This window comes from Nocardioides sp. Iso805N, assembly GCF_000364605.1.
Taxonomy (GTDB): domain Bacteria; phylum Actinomycetota; class Actinomycetes; order Propionibacteriales; family Nocardioidaceae; genus Nocardioides.
In genome coordinates, this window is the sequence record NZ_KB822575.1 from 438659 (window position 1) to 457774 (window position 19116).

The 19116-nt window shown below is 69.4% G+C and carries 17 protein-coding genes; 3 read left to right on the forward strand and 14 right to left on the reverse strand.

Going from position 1 to position 19116, the window contains the following annotated elements:
* Positions 1–50 precede the first annotated feature (50 nt).
* Together H036_RS0102095 and H036_RS0102100 are read right to left on the reverse strand one after the other, a co-directional pair.
* The gene (locus H036_RS0102095) at positions 51–1106 is read right to left on the reverse strand and encodes a hypothetical protein (protein ID WP_017933114.1); all 1056 of its coding nucleotides are present in this window, start codon (positions 1104–1106) and stop codon (positions 51–53) included.
* A 178-nt stretch (positions 1107–1284) separates the two neighbouring features.
* Entirely contained in the window at positions 1285–2406 is a 1122-nt protein-coding gene (locus tag H036_RS0102100) for a geranylgeranyl reductase family protein (protein WP_017933115.1), read from the reverse strand.
* A gap of 63 nt (positions 2407–2469) precedes the next feature.
* Between H036_RS0102100 and H036_RS0102105 the strand changes: the two genes are divergently transcribed.
* Positions 2470–2928, forward strand: a complete 459-nt coding sequence (locus H036_RS0102105) for an RrF2 family transcriptional regulator (RefSeq protein WP_026145715.1) — start codon at positions 2470–2472, stop codon at positions 2926–2928.
* A gap of 224 nt (positions 2929–3152) precedes the next feature.
* Here H036_RS0102105 and H036_RS0102110 read toward each other — a convergent pair whose 3' ends face one another.
* From H036_RS0102110 to H036_RS0102125, 4 genes are all read right to left on the reverse strand, one after another.
* A complete protein-coding gene (locus H036_RS0102110; RefSeq protein ID WP_017933117.1) occupies positions 3153–4109 on the reverse strand; it encodes a sulfate/molybdate ABC transporter ATP-binding protein in 957 nt (318 codons plus the stop codon).
* On the reverse strand, positions 4110–4952 hold the full coding sequence (locus H036_RS0102115; protein ID WP_232421783.1) for a sulfate ABC transporter permease: 843 nt from the start codon (positions 4950–4952) through the stop codon (positions 4110–4112). It abuts the gene before it with no gap.
* Entirely contained in the window at positions 4945–5688 is a 744-nt protein-coding gene (gene cysT, locus H036_RS0102120; RefSeq protein WP_017933119.1) for a sulfate ABC transporter permease subunit CysT, read from the reverse strand. Before cysT ends, H036_RS0102115 begins: the two co-directional genes overlap by 8 nt.
* Before the next feature lie 128 nt (positions 5689–5816).
* Positions 5817–6842 carry a sulfate ABC transporter substrate-binding protein gene (locus tag H036_RS0102125; RefSeq protein WP_017933120.1) on the reverse strand — a complete coding sequence of 342 codons (1026 nt, stop codon included), beginning with the start codon at positions 6840–6842 and terminating at the stop codon, positions 5817–5819.
* Between the two features lie 277 nt (positions 6843–7119).
* On the opposite strand from H036_RS0102125, the gene H036_RS21545 reads away from it, so the two are divergent.
* Both H036_RS21545 and H036_RS0102135 read left to right on the forward strand, forming a co-directional pair.
* Positions 7120–9084, forward strand: a complete 1965-nt coding sequence (locus H036_RS21545; RefSeq protein WP_017933121.1) for a 2-oxoacid:acceptor oxidoreductase subunit alpha — start codon at positions 7120–7122, stop codon at positions 9082–9084.
* Positions 9084–10196: a 2-oxoacid:ferredoxin oxidoreductase subunit beta gene (locus H036_RS0102135; RefSeq protein WP_017933122.1), complete on the forward strand. Its 1113-nt coding sequence runs from the start codon at positions 9084–9086 to the stop codon at positions 10194–10196. Before H036_RS21545 ends, H036_RS0102135 begins: the two co-directional genes overlap by 1 nt.
* A 97-nt stretch (positions 10197–10293) precedes the next feature.
* Here the strand turns inward: H036_RS0102135 and H036_RS0102140 are convergent, their stop codons facing one another.
* The 8 genes from H036_RS0102140 to H036_RS21550 form a co-directional block, all read right to left on the reverse strand.
* Positions 10294–11031 carry a hypothetical protein gene (locus tag H036_RS0102140; RefSeq protein ID WP_017933123.1) on the reverse strand — a complete coding sequence of 246 codons (738 nt, stop codon included), beginning with the start codon at positions 11029–11031 and terminating at the stop codon, positions 10294–10296.
* A gap of 72 nt (positions 11032–11103) precedes the next feature.
* Positions 11104–12024, reverse strand: coding sequence for an EamA family transporter RarD (rarD, locus tag H036_RS0102145; protein WP_198289872.1), 921 nt, complete (start codon positions 12022–12024; stop codon positions 11104–11106).
* A gap of 28 nt (positions 12025–12052) precedes the next feature.
* The gene (locus H036_RS0102150; RefSeq protein ID WP_017933125.1) at positions 12053–13051 is read right to left on the reverse strand and encodes a polyprenyl synthetase family protein; all 999 of its coding nucleotides are present in this window, start codon (positions 13049–13051) and stop codon (positions 12053–12055) included.
* On the reverse strand, positions 13048–14643 hold the full coding sequence (gene nuoN, locus H036_RS0102155; RefSeq protein ID WP_017933126.1) for an NADH-quinone oxidoreductase subunit NuoN: 1596 nt from the start codon (positions 14641–14643) through the stop codon (positions 13048–13050). The genes H036_RS0102150 and nuoN overlap by 4 nt, the downstream gene beginning before the upstream one ends.
* Complete coding sequence (locus H036_RS0102160) at positions 14640–16169, reverse strand: NADH-quinone oxidoreductase subunit M (protein WP_017933127.1); 1530 nt, start codon at positions 16167–16169, stop codon at positions 14640–14642. Before H036_RS0102160 ends, nuoN begins: the two co-directional genes overlap by 4 nt.
* Positions 16166–18061, reverse strand: a complete 1896-nt coding sequence (gene nuoL / locus H036_RS0102165; RefSeq protein WP_017933128.1) for an NADH-quinone oxidoreductase subunit L — start codon at positions 18059–18061, stop codon at positions 16166–16168. Before nuoL ends, H036_RS0102160 begins: the two co-directional genes overlap by 4 nt.
* A complete protein-coding gene (nuoK, locus tag H036_RS0102170; protein ID WP_026145768.1) occupies positions 18055–18363 on the reverse strand; it encodes an NADH-quinone oxidoreductase subunit NuoK in 309 nt (102 codons plus the stop codon). The genes nuoL and nuoK overlap by 7 nt, the downstream gene beginning before the upstream one ends.
* A gap of 5 nt (positions 18364–18368) precedes the next feature.
* On the reverse strand, positions 18369–19076 hold the full coding sequence (locus H036_RS21550; protein ID WP_017933130.1) for an NADH-quinone oxidoreductase subunit J: 708 nt from the start codon (positions 19074–19076) through the stop codon (positions 18369–18371).
* Between the last annotated feature and the right edge of the window lie 40 nt (positions 19077–19116).

Here is a 19116-nt window from a genome sequence, read left to right on the forward strand (position 1 = left end):
GATGACTGCCATGACGATGGGCCGAGATCACCGCCGGGCCGCCCGGAGGGTCAGGCCTTGTGGACGACTGCCTTCTTGCCGGCCGTCGTCACGTCGTAGGACACGTGCGCGTGGGTGAACGGGTTGGTGCCGGTGATCCGCGCGCCGTGAGGGAGCGACTTGGTGCTGAAGATCTTCGCGTCGACGAAGCGGTTCGCGAACTTCGCGAACCTCTTGGCGTATGTGCGAATGGCCTCTGCCTTCACGGTGTGCTTGTGCGGGCGCTTCGTCGCCTCCTTGGTCGCCTCCTTCGCCAGCTCCGTCGCAGCGGACTTCACCTCGGTGGACAGGTCCGAGAGGATGGAGCCCTCGTTGAACTGCTCGAAGGTGATGGTGCTCTTCCTTGACGGCAGCGTGACGTGCTGCGCGCCGTAGGAGTAGCCGATCGTCGTCGTGTCCGAGCTGCTGACCGTCTTGACGGAGGTCACGACCCCGCTGGGGTTGAGCCTCAGCGTGCCGGTCTCGTACACCCCCTCCGAGTCGAGGTCCGCCCCTGCGAAGGTGTACGTCTTGGAACCGTCAGCACCCGTGGCCACGGTCGGGGTGCCGACCAGCGTCGTGTGCTTCGGGTCGACGAGCTCCTTGAGCAGCAGGTCGGGCGCGAGCTGAGCGACCGCACTGTCGCCGTCGGGGTCGCGCAGGTCCAGCGACGTGTCCCGCAAGAACATCCAGGTGGCGTGCGGACGCTTGATCGCCTTGAGCGCACGCTTCACGGAACGGTGGGAACCGAGCGTGCTCAGGGTCATGTAGGTGCCCGAGTGCTCGGCCTCGACCATGCTGCCGTCGGCGCCGGCGTCGGCCAAGCCAAGGTTCACGGCGTAGATCGCCTTGATGGTGCTGTTCCCGAAATCGCTGCTCGCGTCGCCACCCTGAGCCAGCCACCCGGCCTTCGCCGCGGCCACCGTCGGCGTCTCGGCGGCCGTCAGTGCGGCGACGAGGTCCGCGTTGGAGATGGCCGGGTCAGGGGTGGGCGTCGGGTCGTTGGCGAACGCGCTGGCGGGAACGAGCGCGGCGCCCACGACGAGCGCGGCAGAGGCGAGCAGGGCTGAGGAACGGTACGGCAACATGAGTGAGCAGACTCTCGAGAAGGGCGCGCCCGGACGATCGGTTCGGTACGGCCGAAGTGAAGGATGCACAGGATCACACGCAGCGGCATCACCTGAAGTCAGAATCAAGCAATTCGGCTGCGCTGCCGCTGGCGGCGACGTCAAGGTGATGGATCGGCGATCAGTCGGCGCAGACCGCTCAGCGAGCGAGCAACCCCAGCCCGAGCCGCACCGACGGGTGCGCCATCGCCCGAGCGAGCGTGCTCTCTCCCGATGCCAGGCGGACGAAGCTACGCCATCCGACCCCTGTGTGAGCGAAGAGCTCGTGGAAGAGGCGCGGCCACCGCTCGAACGCAACGCGGCAGCGCTCGCCGGCTTCCATCTCGGGCAGCAGCTCGGCCTCGAGCGCAGCTCGGTAGGTGGCGGCCACGTCCACCTCGGCGCAGGCCGCACCGGCTGCCGCGCCCGAGCGCAGTGCGAAGGAGATGCCCTCCCGCGTCCACGGTTCGAGCAGGCCGGCCGCATCGCCGACGGCGAGGATGCGTCCGGCGGCTACGGGCGAGGATGTCGTGCGGCAGCGGGTGAGATGGCCGGAGTCCTGCACCACCTCGAGTCCCTCCAGCTGCTGCTGCCGCAAGAAGTCGCGCAGGTAGGCACGCGTCGCCTCCCCCCAGCCGCGGGCCGCGATCACCCCGACGGTGAGCGTGTCGCCCTTCGGGAACACCCATCCATAGGAGCCGGGCAGCCGGCCCCAGTCCACGTGGATCCGGCCGGCCCACTCGGAGGCGACAGCGGGCGGTGCGGCCAGCTCGACCTCGAGACCGAGGTCCACTCGGCCGACCTCGACCCCGACCAGGCGCGAGAGCCGGCCGGAAGCACCGTCGGCGGCGATGACGGTGTCGGCGCGGACCTCGCCGTACGCGGTCGACACCAGTGCGCCGGATCCGTCCTGCTCGACCGATCGCACCGCGCACGCGTCCCGGAACTCCGCGCCGGCCGCCACGGCCTCGGAGATCAGCCAGTGGTCGAACTCCGACCGGACCACCGTCCTGATGACCGGCGTCGGCGAGGAGCGCAGCGCGGCCCGCCCACCGCGGTAGGAGAAGCCACACCGGACGATGTCCGCTCGCGTGGGCAGCTCCGGCAGGCGCTCGATCGAGCGCATCGACGGTCCGATCAGTCCACCGCCACAGGTCTTGTAGCGCGGGAAGGCGGCCCGGTCCAGCACCAGCACGTCGAGGCCGGAAGCGGCCGCAACCCGGGCCGCCGACGAGCCGGCAGGGCCCGCGCCGACCACGACCACGTCGTACTTCTTTCCCACGGCACGCAACCCTAGACCCCATATGTCGAGTGAACTGATCGGATCATCTGGGACACTAGACGCGTGCGAGTATCAGCCAAGTCCGATTACGCCCTCCGCGCGCTCATCGAGATGGCCGCCCGTGAGGACGGGAAGGCCGTCAGCGCCGAGGAGCTGGGCCGGCTGCAGGAGATCCCCCACGGGTTCCTGCAGGCGATCCTCGCCGACCTGCGCAAGAGCGGCATCGTGATCTCCCAGCGCGGCCAGTCCGGCGGGTGGCGCCTCGCCAAGGCGCCCGGCGACGTCTCCGTCGCCGACGTGATCCGGGCCGTCGACGGCCCGCTGGTCAGCGTCTACGGCCTGCGCCCCGAGGCAGTCACCTACAACGAGCGTGCCGACGTTCTCCAGCACGTGTGGATCGCGGCCCGCGACGCGCTGCGCGACGTGTTCGAGAAGGTCTCCATCGACCAGCTCGCCCACCAACAGCTGCCCGACGAGGTCACCTCCCGCACCGCCGACGAAGACGCCTGGCAGCCGCACTGAGCCGCACCCTCGATCACCGTGGCCGGACCATACGTGTGGCCGCGACGGGACGGTGGCCGGCACGTGCCGCAGGGGCGCTGCCGCAGCCGGAGCGCCTCGTGAGGGACAAGCGAGGCGCGTAGCGAGGCCTGCCCCCAGGCACGCGCCGGCCACCGTCCCGGCGCGGCACCCGGCCCGGCACCCAGCGCGGCGCCGCGACCACACGAGCCGCCGCGCCGTACGCCTCAGACCGTCGTCGCCCCCAGTACGGCGGAGAGGAACACGGTCGTCCCCTCCTCCACCCCCAGCCGTCGCGCGTGCGTACGGGTCATCTCGACCGTGACGACCTCGCCGGCGTCGGTCAGCACCGTCAGCCGCACCTCGAAGCCGATCCGCAGCACCCGTGAGACGGTGCCCTCGACCGACTCGGGGCCTGACGGCGACAGCGTCACCTCGATGTCGTGCGGCCGGATCAGCGATCCGCCCAGGGTGGTCACGTCGCCCAGGAAAGACATCACGAAGTCGTTGGCCGGCGCGTCGTAGAGCTGGTCGGGCGATCCCACCTGCTCGACCCTGCCGTTGTTGATCACCACGATCTCGTCGGCGACCTCCAGGGCCTCCTCCTGGTCGTGGGTGACGAACACGGTGGTCACGTGCACCTCGTCGTGCAGCCGGCGCAGCCAGTCGCGCAGCTCCTTGCGGACCTTCGCGTCCAGCGCGCCGAACGGCTCGTCGAGCAGCAGCACCGACGGCGAGACCGCCAGCGCACGAGCCAGCGCCATCCGCTGCCGCTGACCGCCGGAGAGCTGCGAGGGCAGCCGACCGGCGAACTGCGAGAGGTGCACCAGGTCCAGCAGCTCGGCGACCCTGGCCGCCACCTCTGCCTTCGGCTTCTTGCGGATCTCCAGGCCGAAGGCGACGTTCTTGGCCACCGTCATGTGCTTGAAGACCGCGTAGTGCTGGAAGACGAAGCCCACGTTGCGCTTCTGCGGCGGCAGGTGGGTGGCCTCCATGCCCTCGATCGACACGGTCCCGGTGTCGGCGGAGTCCAGCCCCGCGATGATCCGCAGCAGGGTGGACTTGCCACCCCCGGACGGGCCGAGCAGGGCGGTCAGCTGCCCGGTGGGCAGCGACACGTTCACGTCGTCGAGCGCGACGAAGTCACCGAAGCGCTTCGAGACGCCACGTACCTCGATGCTCACTTAGTTCTCCTTGGGAGTCTTGGGCCGCAGCAGCGCCACCACCACGAGGCAGAGCACGGCCGCGAACGCGAGCATGAACGAGACGGAGTACGCCGTCTCCTGCTCGAAGTTCTGATACTTCTGCTGGACCAGGACGGTCGCGACCTGGCTCTGGCCCGACACGTTGCCGGCCACCACCTTGACCGCGCCGAACTCGCCCAGGGAGCGCGCCAGCGAGAGGACGACGCCGTACACGATCGCCCAGCGGATGCCTGGCAAGGTGACCCGCCAGAACGCCTGCCACGAGTTCGCGCCCAGCGACCGGGCGGCCTGCTCCTGGTCGTCGCCGGCCTCCTCGAGAACGGGGACGACCTCACGGATGATCAGGGGCAGCGAGACGAAGCAGGTCGCCATCACCATGCCCGGCACCGCGAAGATGACCTGCATCCCGTGCGCCTCGAGCCACGGCCCGAACCAGCCGTAGCGGCCGTTGTAGACCAGCACCAGAGCAAGGCCCACCACGATCGGCGAGACCGCCAGCGGCAGATCGATGAAGGCCGACAGCAACCGCTTGCAGGGGAAGTCGTAGCGCACCAGCAACAGCGACATGCCCACGCCGAAGACCAGGTTGATCAGGACGGAGATGACCGAGATCTTCGCGGTCAGCGCGAGCGAGCTCTGCACGTCCGGATCGGCCAGGGCCGTGCGGATGCCCTGCAGCCCATGGGCGAAGGTGTGCTGGACGACGAACCAGGTCGGCCACAGCACCAGCATCAGCAGGTAGCCGATGACCAGGAGGCGCAGCGCCCACGTCAACGGCACGCTGCGCTGGCCCACCCGGGAGCTGCGCACCGCGCTAGCCACGGCGCGACACCCGCCGCTGGATGATGTCGAGCGCCACGATCGCCAGCAGGGCCACGACCAGCAGGACGGTCGCCACGGACGCGGCCGCGGCGGTGTCACCGCCCTCGAGGTAGGACAGCACCCGCACGGAGGTGACCTCGGTGCGGTGCGGCAGGTTGCCCGAGAGCAGCACCAACGAGCCGTACTCGCTGATCCCGCGCGCGAAGGAGAGCGACGCGCCCGCGAAGATCGCCGGCACGAGGGTCGGCAGCACGATCCGGCGGAACGTGGTCATCCGGGAGGCGCCCAGCGACGCGGCAGCGTCCTCGACGTCGGTCTCCATCTCCTCCAGCACCGGCTGCACGGTGCGTACGACGAAGGGCAGCGTGACGAACGCCAACGCCAGGAAGACCGCCTTGCGGCTGTTGGCGAAGTGCAGCCCGATGGGGCTGTCGGGGCCGTACAGCGAGAGCAGCACCAGGCCCGCGACGATGGTGGGCAGCGCGAACGGGATGTCGATCACCACGTCGAGCACGCTCTTGCCGGGGAACCGGTCGCGGACCAGCACCCAGGCGATGATCGTGCCCATCACCATGTTGAGCAGTGTGACCAGTGCCGAGGTGATCACCGTCAGCTTGATCGCGTCGAGGGTCTGGCCGTTGCTGAGCGTGTGCGTGTAGGTGTGCCAGCCGCCACCGCTCGCCTTCACGACGACCGCGGCCAGCGGGATCAGGACCAGCAGGCTGAACCAGATCATGGCAACGCCCAGGCCGAGGCCGGACGCGGGCGACAGGGTCCGGGAAGAGGACCGGGCCGGCCGGCGCCGACCACCCGTGTTGCGGGGTGGTCGGACGTCCGGTCGGCCCTCCAGGATCGGAGCGGTCGTCACTTGCCTGCGGCTGCCTGCAGCTTGGTCAGGATGCCGTTGTCGGCGTCGAAGTACTTGGTGTTGGCAGCGGTCCAGCCACCGAAGTCCTTGTCGATGGTCAGCAGCTTGGCCGGCGCCGGGAACGGGTTGCTCGGGTCATTGGCACCCTTCACGGTGACCTGGCCGACCTGGCTGGCGACGTTGTCGAGCGGCCGGTAGCCGGTCTCGGCGTACAGCTTCTGGCCGGCGGCGCTCTTCTGGAAGTCGATCCACTTCTGCGTGACGGCCGAGGCGTCCTTGGTCGCGGCGCAGGGGTTCTGGATCAGCAGCGAGCTGTCCGGGACGACGTAGTCGAGCTGGGTGCCGGACTGGCGCGCCAGGATCGTCTCGTTCTCATAGGAGAGCAGCACGTCGCCGGTGCCGCCGGTGAAGGCGGTGGTGGCGTCGCGGCCCGAGTCGGGCATCGAGACGACGTTGGCGAAGAACTTCTTCATGTAGGCCTGTGCCGCGGTGTCGTCCCCGCCGGAGGCGATCTCCGAGCCGTAGGCGGCCAGCAGGTTCCACTTCGCCGAACCCGAGGAGGCGGGGTTGGGGGTCACGATCTTGACGCCCGGCTTGACCAGGTCGGCCCAGGTCTTGATGTTCTTGGGGTTACCCGGGCGGACGCCGAAGACGACGATCGACTGGGTGCAGATGCCCTTGGTGGCGTTGTTCTTCCAGTCGCTGTCCACGACCCCGCCGTCGACGAGCTTCTGCACGTCGGGCTCGAGCGAGAGGTGGACCGTGTCGGCCTTCGCGCCGGCCAGCACGGAGCGGGCCTGGTCACCGGACGCCCCGTAGGACTCCTTGAAGGTGACGCCCTTGCCCTCGGAGGTCTTCTGGAAGGCCGCCTCGACGCCCTTGTTGGCCTGCTGGAGCACGGAATATCCGACGATATTGATCGTGTCAGCACTCGAGCTGGATGAACCGGAGCCGCTACCGCACCCGGTCAAGGCCAGCACCCCGGCTGCGACGAGCGCAACCGTGACCTTGATCGACTTCATGAGTCCTCGTTTCCTCGCGTTCAGGCAGTAGTCGATCGACCACTGTTTTTCAGTAATGTCACCTACTCTACGCGACTTAATCACCCCTGTCCGCTTCGTGGACACGCAGTGCGTCGAGACGAGAACACGTTCTGATTTCACGCTTTGGCCAATGGCGCGGTGTGCGTCAGGAGCGCCGACTACCCTGGGAAGTCGCGTGACCGTACGTCGGAGCGACCGGCACGGCCACGGCCGTGGGTGCGAGCAGTAGCTCGGCGGGTTCGAAGGAGTGCACAGCGTGACGAAGCAGGTCAAGCAGCTCGATCGAGTGGTCATCCGGTTCGCAGGTGACTCCGGTGATGGCATGCAGCTCACCGGCGATCGGTTCACCCAGGAGTCGGCGGTCTTCGGCAACGACCTGATGACCCTGCCCAACTTCCCCGCCGAGATCCGGGCGCCGCAGGGCACGATCCCCGGGGTGTCATCGTTCCAGGTCCACTTCGCCGACCACGACATCATGACCGCGGGCGATGCGCCCGACGTACTCGTGGCGATGAACCCGGCGGCGCTGAAGGCGAATCTGGGCGACCTGCCCAAGGGCGCGACGATCATCGTCGACACCGCCGACTTCACCACCCGCAACCTGGCCAAGGCCGGGTACGACGCCAACCCCCTCGACGACGCTGGCTCCGATGGCGGGGGTGGCCCGCTCGCCGCCTACCAGGTCCATCCGGTCGACCTGACCGGCATGACCGTCGAGGCGGTCAAGGAGTTCGGCCTCTCCCGCAAGGACGCCTCGCGCGCGAAGAACATGTTCGCCCTGGGCCTGCTCTCGTGGATGTACGGCCGGCCGACGGAATCCACGATCGCGTTCCTGAACAAGAGGTTCGCCAAGGTCCCCGACATCCGCGACGCGAACATCACCGCGTTCAAGACCGGCTGGAACTTCGGCGAGACCACCGAGGCGTTCGCCGTCTCCTACGAGATCAAGCCGGCACCGGTCTCGGCCGGCACCTACCGCAACATCACCGGCAACCTGGCGCTCGCCTACGGCCTCATCGCCGCCGGTGTCCGCTCGGGCCTGCCGGTGTTCCTGGGCTCCTACCCGATCACCCCGGCCTCCGACATCCTGCACGAGCTCTCCAAGCACAAGTCGTTCGGTGTGACCACGTTCCAGGCCGAGGACGAGATCGCCGGCGTCGGCTCGGCGATCGGCGCCGCGTACGCCGGCTCGCTCGGGGTCACCACCACCTCGGGCCCCGGTGTCGCGCTCAAGGGCGAGGCGATCGGCCTGGCCGTGATGACCGAGCTGCCGCTGGTGGTCGTCAACGTCCAGCGTGGCGGCCCCTCGACCGGCCTGCCGACCAAGACCGAGCAGTCCGACCTGCTCCAGGCGATGTTCGGCCGCAACGGCGAGGCACCGGTGCCGATCGTCGCGCCGGCCACGCCCGGCGACTGCTTCGACGCAGCGCTGGAGGCCGCCCGGATCGCCGTCACCTACCGCACGCCGGTGATGCTGCTCTCCGACGGTTACCTCGCCAACGGCTCCGAGCCTTGGCGCATCCCCGATGTCGACGAGCTGCCCACCATGGACCCGGCCTTCGCGACCGGCCCCAATCACGTCTCGCCCCGCTCGACGACCGGTGAGCAGGACGAGTTCTGGCCCTACCTGCGCGACGAGGAGACCCTCGCGCGGCCGTGGGCGGTCCCCGGCACGGCGGCCCTCGAGCACCGCATCGGCGGTCTGGAGAAGGGCGATGGCCACGGCAACATCTCCTACGACCCGGCCAACCACGACCAGATGGTCCGCAGCCGCGCCGCCAAGGTGGCCAAGATCGCCGAGACGCTGCCGCCGCTGGAGATCGACGATCCCTCCGGGCCGCCGGGCGAGGGAAGGGCCAAGGTGCTGGTGCTCGGCTGGGGTTCGACCTACGGGCCGATCGGGTCGGCCGTGCGCCTGGTCCGCAAGGCCGGCTTCAACGTCGCGCAGGTCCACCTGCGTCACCTCAACCCGTTCCCCAACGATCTCGGCGACATCCTCAAGCGCTACGACAAGGTGCTGGTTCCCGAGATGAACATGGGCCAGCTCTCGCTGCTGCTGCGCGCGAAGTACCTGGTCGACGCGGTCGGCTTCAACGTCGTCCGCGGCCTGCCGCTGAAGTCCTCGGAGCTGGCCGAGGCGATCGGCGCCCTGGTCGCCGACGCCGAGGACGTGACCGTCGACCTCTCGAACACTGCCATCGACACCGGCGAGGAGCTGTGATGACCTCCCCCACCACCGTCAGCGACCTGGGAACTCCGGCGTTCCGCTCCGGCATCGACCTGGTCCCCACCACGGACCGGCCGCAGACCGGCAAGGAGTTCACCTCCGACCAGGAGGTGCGGTGGTGCCCCGGTTGCGGTGACTACGCCGTACTCAAGGCCGTGCAGGGCTTCCTGCCCGACCTCGGCCTCAAGCGGGAGAACATCGTCTTCGTCTCCGGCATCGGCTGCTCCTCGCGATTCCCCTACTACCTCGACACCTACGGCATGCACTCGATCCACGGGCGCGCCCCGTCGATCGCGACCGGCATCGCCACCGCCCGTGAGGACCTGTCGGTGTGGGTCGTCACCGGGGACGGCGACGCGCTCTCGATCGGCGGCAACCACCTGATCCATGCGCTGCGCCGCAACGTCAACATGACGATCCTGCTGTTCAACAACCGGATCTACGGCCTGACCAAGGGCCAGTACTCCCCCACCTCGGAGACCGGCAAGGTGACCAAGTCGACCCCGTCCGGCTCGATCGACCACCCGTTCAACCCGGTCTCGCTGGCGCTGGGCGCCGAGGCGTCCTTCGTCGCCCGCACCGTCGACTCCGACCGCAAGCACCTGACCTCCGTGCTGTCGGCGGCGGCCGCCCACCGCGGTACGGCGCTGGTCGAGATCTACCAGAACTGCCCGATCTTCAACGACGGTGCCTTCGACGACCTCAAGGGTCCCGACACCAAGGCAGACGCGATCATCCCGCTGGTCCACGGCGAGCCCATCCTCTTCGGCGCTCCCGATGCAACCGGGCAGCCCGCCAAGGGACTGATCCGCGACAGCCTCACCGGCGGCGTCAAGGTCGCTCAGGTGGCCGAGGTCGGCCTCGAGAGCGTGCTCGTCCACGACGTGCACAACCCCGACCCGACCACGGCCTTCGCGATCTCGCGACTGACCGACGCCGGGGTGCTGCACCAGTCGCCGATCGGCATCTTCCGCCAGGTCCAGCGGCCCACCTACGACGACCAGGCGCGTGCCCAGATCGCCGATGCCCGGGCCTCCTCCACCGCCCCCGCCGAGGACCGCCTCACCGCGCTGCTCAACTCAGGTGACACCTGGACGGTCGCCTGACCCCGACTTGGTGGAAATGGCCGCCGAGTCTGCAGACTCGACGGCCATTTCGACTGATTCGGCGCGGATTCAGCGGGTCAGCCGCACCGTGATCGGCTCAGCGCTGGAGCTGGAACGTCTCCGAACCGATGTGCACGGTCAGGTCGGTGACCGTCACCGACGCCTCGGAGAACGAGTCCAGCTGCTTCACGCCGGTCATCGACGCCTCGGCCGCACCGATGGTGCCGGCGGTCCGGACCGTGGTCCAGTGCCTGGTGCCCGCCTTCGTCCGCACCGTGAAGTTGAAGAGGAAGCGGTGGTGGGCCTCGCCGGCGACGTAGGCCTCCACGGCGGGCTTCGAGTCCACGCGGACGCCGACGCCACCATCGTTGCCGCCGACGGCGAACTGTCCACCGTCGGTCCCGAGCGAGATGCTGCACATCTCCACGCCGGAGGTGAACGTCGCCGTCGCATCCAGCGAGCGCGAGTCGCGCATCTTGCGAGACTGGCTGAAGCGGCCGTGCTTGGCCACGAAGATCTTGCGGGGTCCGTCGATGAGGGACTCCAGCTCGCTGTCGCTGAGGTCACCGTCCGCGGCCGCAGCGGCGTAGGCCGCTTCCGGGTTGAGCTGCAGACCACCCCTCCAGCGCTTGTTGCCCAGCCCGCTGAGTGCGACCTTGCCCCGCTCGGTGCCGTTGTGGTTGACGGAGGTGTCGAGCTTGGCCCGGCCCTGGTCACAGCTGACGCTGCCGCTCAGCTTGTGGCCGAACGAGGCCGCCTGGGCGGTCGGAGCGATCAGCACGAGGGCTGCCGCCGCGGCGGTCACGGCCGTGGCGATGGTGGTACGACGACGCAAGGGGACTCCCGGGAACGGTGGTCGCGTGAGGCGACCGGGCGAGAAAGTCAAACACGTACCTGTGATTCGCGTTCACGCTTTCTCAGAATTTGCTGTGTATGCGGATCGGCTCGGCGCCACCACGGGCCGGCGCGCCCTCAGCGAGTCGTAGGTGAACACGGCCAGCGACACCCAGACGATCGCGAAGCCGATCCAACGGCCGGTCGACATGTCCTCGTGGAAGTGCAGCACGCCGAGGCCGAACTGCAGGATCGGCGCCAGGTACTGCAGCAGCCCGAGCGTCACCAACGGCACCCGTACGGCGGCAGCACCGAAGCAGATCAACGGCACCACCGTCACCACGCCGGCCGAGACGAAGAGCGCCGCGTGCCCCGGGCCCTCGGAGGTGAAGTGCGACCTGCCCGTCAGGCCGAGGCCGACCAGGAAGACCAATGCCAGCGGCGCCATCAGGGCCGTCTCCAGCGCCAGCGACTCGAACGCGCCCGCGTCGGCCTTCTTCTTCGCGAGCCCGTAGGTGCCGAAGGAGAGCGCGAGCACCAGCGCGAGCCACGGCAGCCGGCCGTAGTCCACGGTCAGCACCACGACAGCGAGGGTCGCGATGCCGACAGCGACCCACTGCACCGTCCGCATCCGCTCGTGCAGCACCAGCACGCCGAGCAGCATCGTCACCAGCGGGTTCACGAAGTAGCCCAGCGACGTCTCGACCACACGGCCGTGGTTGACGCCCCAGATGTACGTCGCCCAGTTGCAGGTCACCGTCACCGCCGCGAGTGCCAGCAGGGCGAGCTTGCGTCGGTCGCGCACCAGCGCGAGGAGCTGCGGCGTACGGCGCAGGGCGATGATCAGGACGGTCATCACCACCAGCGACCAGATCAACCGGTGCGCCAGGATCTCGAAAGCCCCGGCCGGCTCCAGCAGTGGCCAGTAGAGCGGGAACGCGCCCCAGATCAGGTAGGCGACGACCCCGAACACCACACCACGCGAGCGCTCCACCCGCTGAGGCTAGAGCGCTGCCCGAGGTCTAGGCGGAGCGCACCGCCACCACATCGGCGAACCGCTCCAGCGCCTCGCGCACCGCCCCCTGCGGCAGGACGGTCAGCAGCGCCTTGGCCTTCTGGGCCTCCGCCACCACGTAGGCGCGCGCCTCGTCCATCGCCGGGTGGGCCCGCAGCAGCGCGAGGCACTCGGCCAGGGACTCGTCGTCGCTGAGGTCGGTGTCGAGCAGCTCCAGCAGCCGGGCGTCCTCCGGCGCCGTCGACCGCCGCGCGATCAGCACCGGCAGCGTCGGCACCGCCTCGCGCAGGTCGGTGCCGGGGGTCTTGCCGGACTCGACGGAGTCGGAGGCGATGTCGAGGATGTCGTCGGAGATCTGGAAGGCGACGCCGACGATCTCGCCGTACGCCGTCAGCGCCTCCTCGATCTCCCGCGACGCGCCACCGAACCGAGCGCCGTAGAGCGCCGAGGTGGCGATCAGCGCGCCGGTCTTGCCGGCGACCACCTCGAGGTGGTGGGCGACCGGGTCCTCGCCCGGACCCGGCGCGACCCCCTCGAGGATCTGGCCCTCGACCAACCGGGCGAAGGCCCGCGACTGGATGCCGACGGCGTCGGCGCCCAGGTCGGCGGTGAGCTCGGAAGAACGGGCGAAGAGCAGGTCGCCGGTCAGGATGGCGATGTTGTTGTCGAAGCGCGCGTTGGCCGAGTCGGCGGCGCGGCGTACGAGGGCCTCGTCCATCACATCGTCGTGGTAGAGGGAGGCGAGGTGGGTGAGCTCCACGACGCACGCCGCGGTGATCACGTCGTCGGAGTCCGCGCGGTCACCGGTCTCGGCGGCGAGCAGCACCAGCAGCGGACGGAACCGCTTCCCGCCCGCCTCCAGCAGGTGCGCGGCGGCCTCGCTGACGAACGGGGAGCGGCTGCGGACGTGGTCGGCCAGCGCCTTCTCCACCAGCCCCAGGCGCGCGCTCAGGCGCTGGGCGAGGGCCTGGTCGGAGATGGGCAGGGCCAGATCAGCAGTGCTCACCCGAGGAATGATCCCGCATTGTCGATCAGATGCAGAACGGGGTCCGGAACCACGCCCAGGAAAATCGTGCCCGCGGCACACACCGCGATGACGGCGACACTCCCCCAGGCCGGTACGGCGACGGCTCCGAGGGACCCGTTGGCAGCCCCTCCCGAGGTCTCCGGCTCGACGAAGAACAGCAGCAGCACGAACCGCACGTAGAAGAAGACCGAGACGATGCTCGCCACGATCGCCGCCACCACCACCGGCCAGTAGCCTGCGCGAAGGGCGACCGTGAAGACCTCCCACTTCGCGATGAAGCCGCCCGTCAGCGGGATGCCGGCCATCGAGAACAGGAACAGCGCGAACAGCACCGCCACCACCGGCGAGCGCCTGCCCAGGCCGGTCCACTTGGCGAACGAGGTGGCCTCGCCGTTGCTGTCGCGCACCACCGTGACCAGCGCGAAGGCGCCGATGGTCGCCACCGAGTAGGCGACCAGGTAGAAGAGCACCGCGTGGGTGGCGTCGGCGCCGTCACCGTTGCCGGCGGAGAAGCCGATCACGCCGGTGAGCAGGAAGCCGGTGTGGGCGACGGCACTGTAGGCCAGCATCCGCTTCACGTCGGTCTGCACCACCGCGATCGCCGCGCCGAAGAGCATCGTCGCGATCGCGATCACGCCCAGGACCGGCTGCCAGGAGAGCCGGTCGTGTCCGAAGGCGACGATGAAGAGCCGCAGCAGCGCTCCGAAGGCGGCGACCTTGGTCGCGGCGCTCATCCATGCCGTCACGGCCGTCGGCGCGCCCTGGTAGACGTCGGGGGTCCAGGCGTGGAACGGCACCGCGCCGACCTTGAACAGCAGTCCGACGGCCATCAGGCCCATCCCGACGACCAGCAGCGGATGGTTCGGGCCACCGTGCCGCACCACCTCGCCGATGCCGGCCAGGTCGAGGGTGCCGGCGTACCCGTAGACCAGGGCAAGGCCGTAGAGGAAGAAGCCGGAGGAGAAGGCGCCGAGCAGGAAGTACTTCAGCGCCGCCTCCTGCGACAGCAGCCGGCGACGCCGGGCGAGCCCGACGAGCAGGTAGAGCGGCAGACTGAGCACCTCGAGCGCGACGAAGAGCATCAGCAGGTCGCCGGCGACCGGGAAGAGCATCATCCCGCCGACGGCGAAGAGCAGCAGCGGGTAGACCTCGGTGTGGTCCATGCCCTGCTGGGAGGCGGTCCGCTCGGCAGCTGTGCCGGGAAGCGCGGCCGCCTGGCCGGCGAACGCCGAGACACCGCCGTCGAGCTGGCGCTCGGCGAAGAGGAGTACGCCGGCCAGCGCCACCACCAGGATCACGCCCCAGAGGAACACTCCCGGCCCGTCGAGCACGATCGCACCCTCGGCGACGGTGTGCGGCGCGACGCCACCGGTGTTGAGGTCGGTGGCGATCCAGATGACCCGCACCAGCGCGACCACCAGGCCGACACCGGTCATGGTGACCTGCAGCCCGAACCGACGCTGCCGCGGCGCGAATCCCTCGATCAGGACGCCAACGCAGGCCAGGGCGAAGACCAGCAGGATCGGCCACAGGACGCCGTACTCCAGGTGCGGCTGTTGGAACGTACTCACTGGACCACCGCCGCGAGTGCGGGCTGCAGGGCCGTGACCACCGGGTTGGCCAGGTCCAGCAGCGGAGCCGGATAGAACCCGAACAGCACCAGCGCCACCACCAGCGGCGCCAGCACCGCGACCTCGGCCCGGGTCAGGTCAGCGATCTCAACCGCTCGCGCTCGAGGCACCTCGACAGGCTCGGCGACCGTGGCCCCGACAGGCTCGGCGACCGCGATGTCCGGCGGACCGGTCATGGTGCGCTGGTACATCCACAGCACGTAGATGGCCGCGAGCACGATGCCGGTGACGGCGACGGCACCGACCCACCAGTGGTAGTCGAAGGCACCGATCAGCACCAGGATCTCCGAGACGAACTGCGAGAGCCCGGGCAGGCCGGCGGTGGCCAGACCCGCGACCAGAAGGAGCCCGGCCAGGACCGGCGCGCCCTGCTCCACCCCGCGGATGCCGCGGATCGACGCGGTGCCCCGGCGCTGGATGAGGTACCCGGCGGCCAGGAACATCGCCGCCGTGGCGACGCCGTGGTTGACCATGTAGAGGATCGCGCCCGAGGCGCCCTGCTCCGAGCGCGCGGGGCTGGTGAAGGCGAAGATGCCCAGCGCGATGAAGCCGAAGTGGCTCAGCGAGGTCAGACCGATCAGCCGCAGGATGTCGTCCTGGCCGATGGCGAGGAACGCGCCGTACACGATCGAGATCAGGCACAGCGTGACCACCACCGGCGTCGCCCACGCGCTGGCGTCGGGAAGCAGTCCCAGGCAGTAGCGCAGCATGCCGAAGGTGCCGATCTTGTCGAGCACGCAGACCAGCAGCACGCTGGTCTGCGGGGTGGCGCTCTCGGTGGTGTCGGCCAGCCAGGTGTGGAACGGGAACAGCGGCGCCTTGACCGCGAACCCGATGAAGAACGCCACGAAGATCCAGCGCCCCGAAGCCGTCGAGATGTCGACGTGCTGCAGGTCGGCGAACCGGTAGGACGGCGAGCCGTCCTGGACCGCGTAGAGCCCGATCACGCCGCCGAGCAGCACCAGGCCGCCGCCCAGCTGGTACATCAGGAACTTCAGCGCGGCGCCTGCCCGCTTGGGTCCGCCCCAGCCGCCGATCATGAAGTACGCCGGGATCAGCGTGGCCTCGAAGAACACGTAGAACAAGAAGACGTCGGTCGCGCAGAAGACGATCAGGCCGAAGGACTCCAGCGCGAGCGCCCAGGCGAACCAGCCGTGGTCGTGGCTGCGCCAGGCGCTGAGCATCACGATCGGCACCAGCACCGCGGTGAGCAGCACCAGCAGCACCGCCATCCCGTCCAGGCCCAGCGACCAGTGCACGCCGATGCGCTGGATCCAGTCGACGTCCACGCTCTCCTGGAAGCCCCGGCCGGACTTGTCGAAGCGGATCGCCGCGACGATCGCCGCCACCAGGGTGGCCACCGCGAAGCCGAGTGCCACAGGACGGGCCGCGGCGGGGGCCCGCAGCCCGATGAGGAAGCAGCACACCGCGCCGACCAGCGGAAGGATGCAGAGCGTCGTGATCACTGCCAGTTCACCACCATCAGGGCGAGGACGACGACGAGGCCGCCGCCGAGGATCGAGAGGGCGTAGGAGCGCACGTAGCCGTTCTGAAGCTGGCGGAAGACGCCCGCGAAGGCACCGACGGCGACCGGGCCACCCGTCAGTACGCCGTCGACGCCGTAGCGGTCGATCTGGACCAGCGCACCGGTGAGCCGTCGACCGGGCTCGACGACGAACGTCTCGTTGATGGCGTCGCCGTACAGGTCGTGACGGGCCACCGTCACGGGCCAGGCGACGTCCGTCGGCGCGGTCGCCGGGACCGGCCGCCTGCCGACCAGGACCCAGGCCAGCGCGACGCCGATCGCGACCACCACGACCGCCAGCACCGAGATCACCCAGCCGGGCAGGCCCCCCGACTCCTCCGGCGGCTCGCCGACGACGGGCGCCAGGTAGTCCTGGATCCAGCCGCCGAGCAGCATCAGGCCACCGAGGACCGAGAGCGCCGCCAGCACGACCAGCGGCCCGGTCATCACCCGCGGCGACTCGTGCGGGTGCACGCCGTCGAGCCACCGCCGATCGCCGAAGAACGTCAGCAGCATCAGCCGCGTCATGTAGAACGCCGTGATGCCGGCGCCGAGCAGCGCGAGGGCGCCGATCCACCAATGCTGGTGCCAGGCGGCGTCGATGATCTTGTCCTTGGACCAGAACCCCGAGAACCCGGGGAAGCCGATGATCGCGAGATAGCCCATCGCGAAGGTCAGGAACGTCACCGGCATCGCCTTGCTCAGCGCGCCGTAGTGCCGCATGTCCACGTCGTCGTCCATCGCGTGCATCACCGAGCCGGCACCCAGGAACATGTTGGCCTTGAAGAACCCGTGCGTGAGCAGGTGGAAGATCGCGAACGCGTAGCCCGCGGGACCGAGCCCGGCGGCCAGCATCATGTAGCCGATCTGGCTCATCGTGGAGCCGGCCAGCACCTTCTTGATGTCGTCCTTCGCGGTTCCGATGATCGCGCCCCACAGCAGGGTGACCACCGCCACCACCACGACCGCGGTGCGGGCGCCGGGCGCGGCGTCCAGGATCGCGTGCGAGCGGACCATCAGGTAGACCCCGGCGGTGACCATGGTGGCCGCGTGGATCAGCGCGGAGACCGGCGTCGGGCCCTCCATCGCGTCCAGGAGCCAGGCCTGAAGCGGGACCTGGGCCGACTTGCCGCAGGCGCCCAGCAGGAGCAGCAGGCCCAGCCAGGTCATCCGGGTCTCGCTGGCGTGGCCGACCCCGGCGTTGACCACGTCGAAGGCCGTCGACCCGAAGGTGGTGAAGCACAGCGCGATCGCCAGCGAGAGCCCCATGTCGCCGACCCGGTTCATCACGAACGCCTTCTTGGCCGCCGCGGCGGCACTGGGCTTGTGCTGCCAGAACCCGATCAGCAGGTACGACGCCAGGCCGACGCCCTCCCAGCCCAGGAACAGCACGAGGTAGTTGGCGGCCAGGACCAGGGTGAGCATGGCGGCGACGAAGAGGTTGAGGTAGCCGAAGAACCGGCGCTTGCGCGGGTCGTGGGCCATGTAGCCCAGCGAGTAGATGTGGATCAGCGATCCGACCCCGGTGATGAGCAGCAGGAAGAGGCCGGAGAGCTGGTCGTAGAGCAGGTCCGCGCCGACGTCGAGCCGACCGGTCTGGATCCAGGTGTAGAGGTGGACGACGTGGCTTCGAGCATCGTGACTTCCTTCCCCACCTCCCGAGGGAAGGCTCAGGTTGTGCAGGAAGAGGATCAGCGCGAAGACGAAGGAGACGATCGGCAGCAGGGTCGCCAGGTAGGGCCCCCAGCGGTCGGTCAGCCGGCCGCCGACGAGCAGGACGGCCGCGCCCGCCAGCGGCAGCGCGATGACGAGGGTGACCAGTGCGCTCACCACTTGAGCTGGCTCACGCTGTCGAGGGACGCCGTGTCGATGGACGCCGATCGGCGGGTCCGGAAGATGGTCATGATGATCGCCAGCCCGATCACCACCTCGGCCGCCGCGACCACCATCACGAAGAAGGCCGTCACCTGGCCGTCGAGGTTGCCGTGCAGCCGGCTGAAGGCCACCAGCGCGAGGTTGCCGGCGTTGAGCATCAGCTCCACGCACATGAAGACCACGATCGCGTTGCGGCGGATCAGCACGCCCGTGCAGCCGATGGTGAACAGGACCGCACTCAAGATGAGGTACGGCGTCACGTCGCTCACTTGTGTTCCTCCAGCTCCCGCGGGCCGTGCAGGGTGCTCGGCACGCTCTTCGAGGACGGGCTGCCGTCGGGCAGCAGCGCCGGGGTACCGACGGCGTTGTGCCGTGCCAGCGTGCCCGGCGGCGGCAGCGGCCCGAGGTGCAGTCCGGTCTCGCCGTAGCTGCGGACCCGATCGCGGGCCAGCTCGGCCTGCGACGGCTTCGGCTCGGTGCGCTCGCGGTGCGCGAGCACCATCGCCCCGACCGCGGCCGTGATCAGCAACGCACTGGTCGCCTCGAACGCAACGACGTACCGGCCGAAGAGCTGATCGGCGAGCGCCTCGAGGTTGCCCCCGGCATTGGCCTGGGCGAGACCCTTCATGGTGCCGAGCGAGAGCTGCCCGATCATCACCACCAGCAGCACGCCCAGGAGCAGGCCGGCCGCCAGCGAGGCGACCCGATGGCCCTTGATCGTCTCCACCACCGAGTCCGAGACGTCCACCCCGACCAGCATCAGCACGAACAGGAAGAGCATCAGCACCGCGCCGGTGTAGACGATGATCTGGACCGCGAACAGGAAGGGCGCGTCCAGGCTGGCGTAGACCAGGGCCAGGTTGATCATCACCACCGCCAGCAGCAGGGCGGCGTGCACGGCCTTGCGGACCACCAGGATCCCGAGCGCCGCCAGGATCATCATCGGCGCGGTGATGACATAGGTGGCCGTCATGCGGGGTCCCCGATCGATGGGTGGGCCGAGGGGCCGCTGG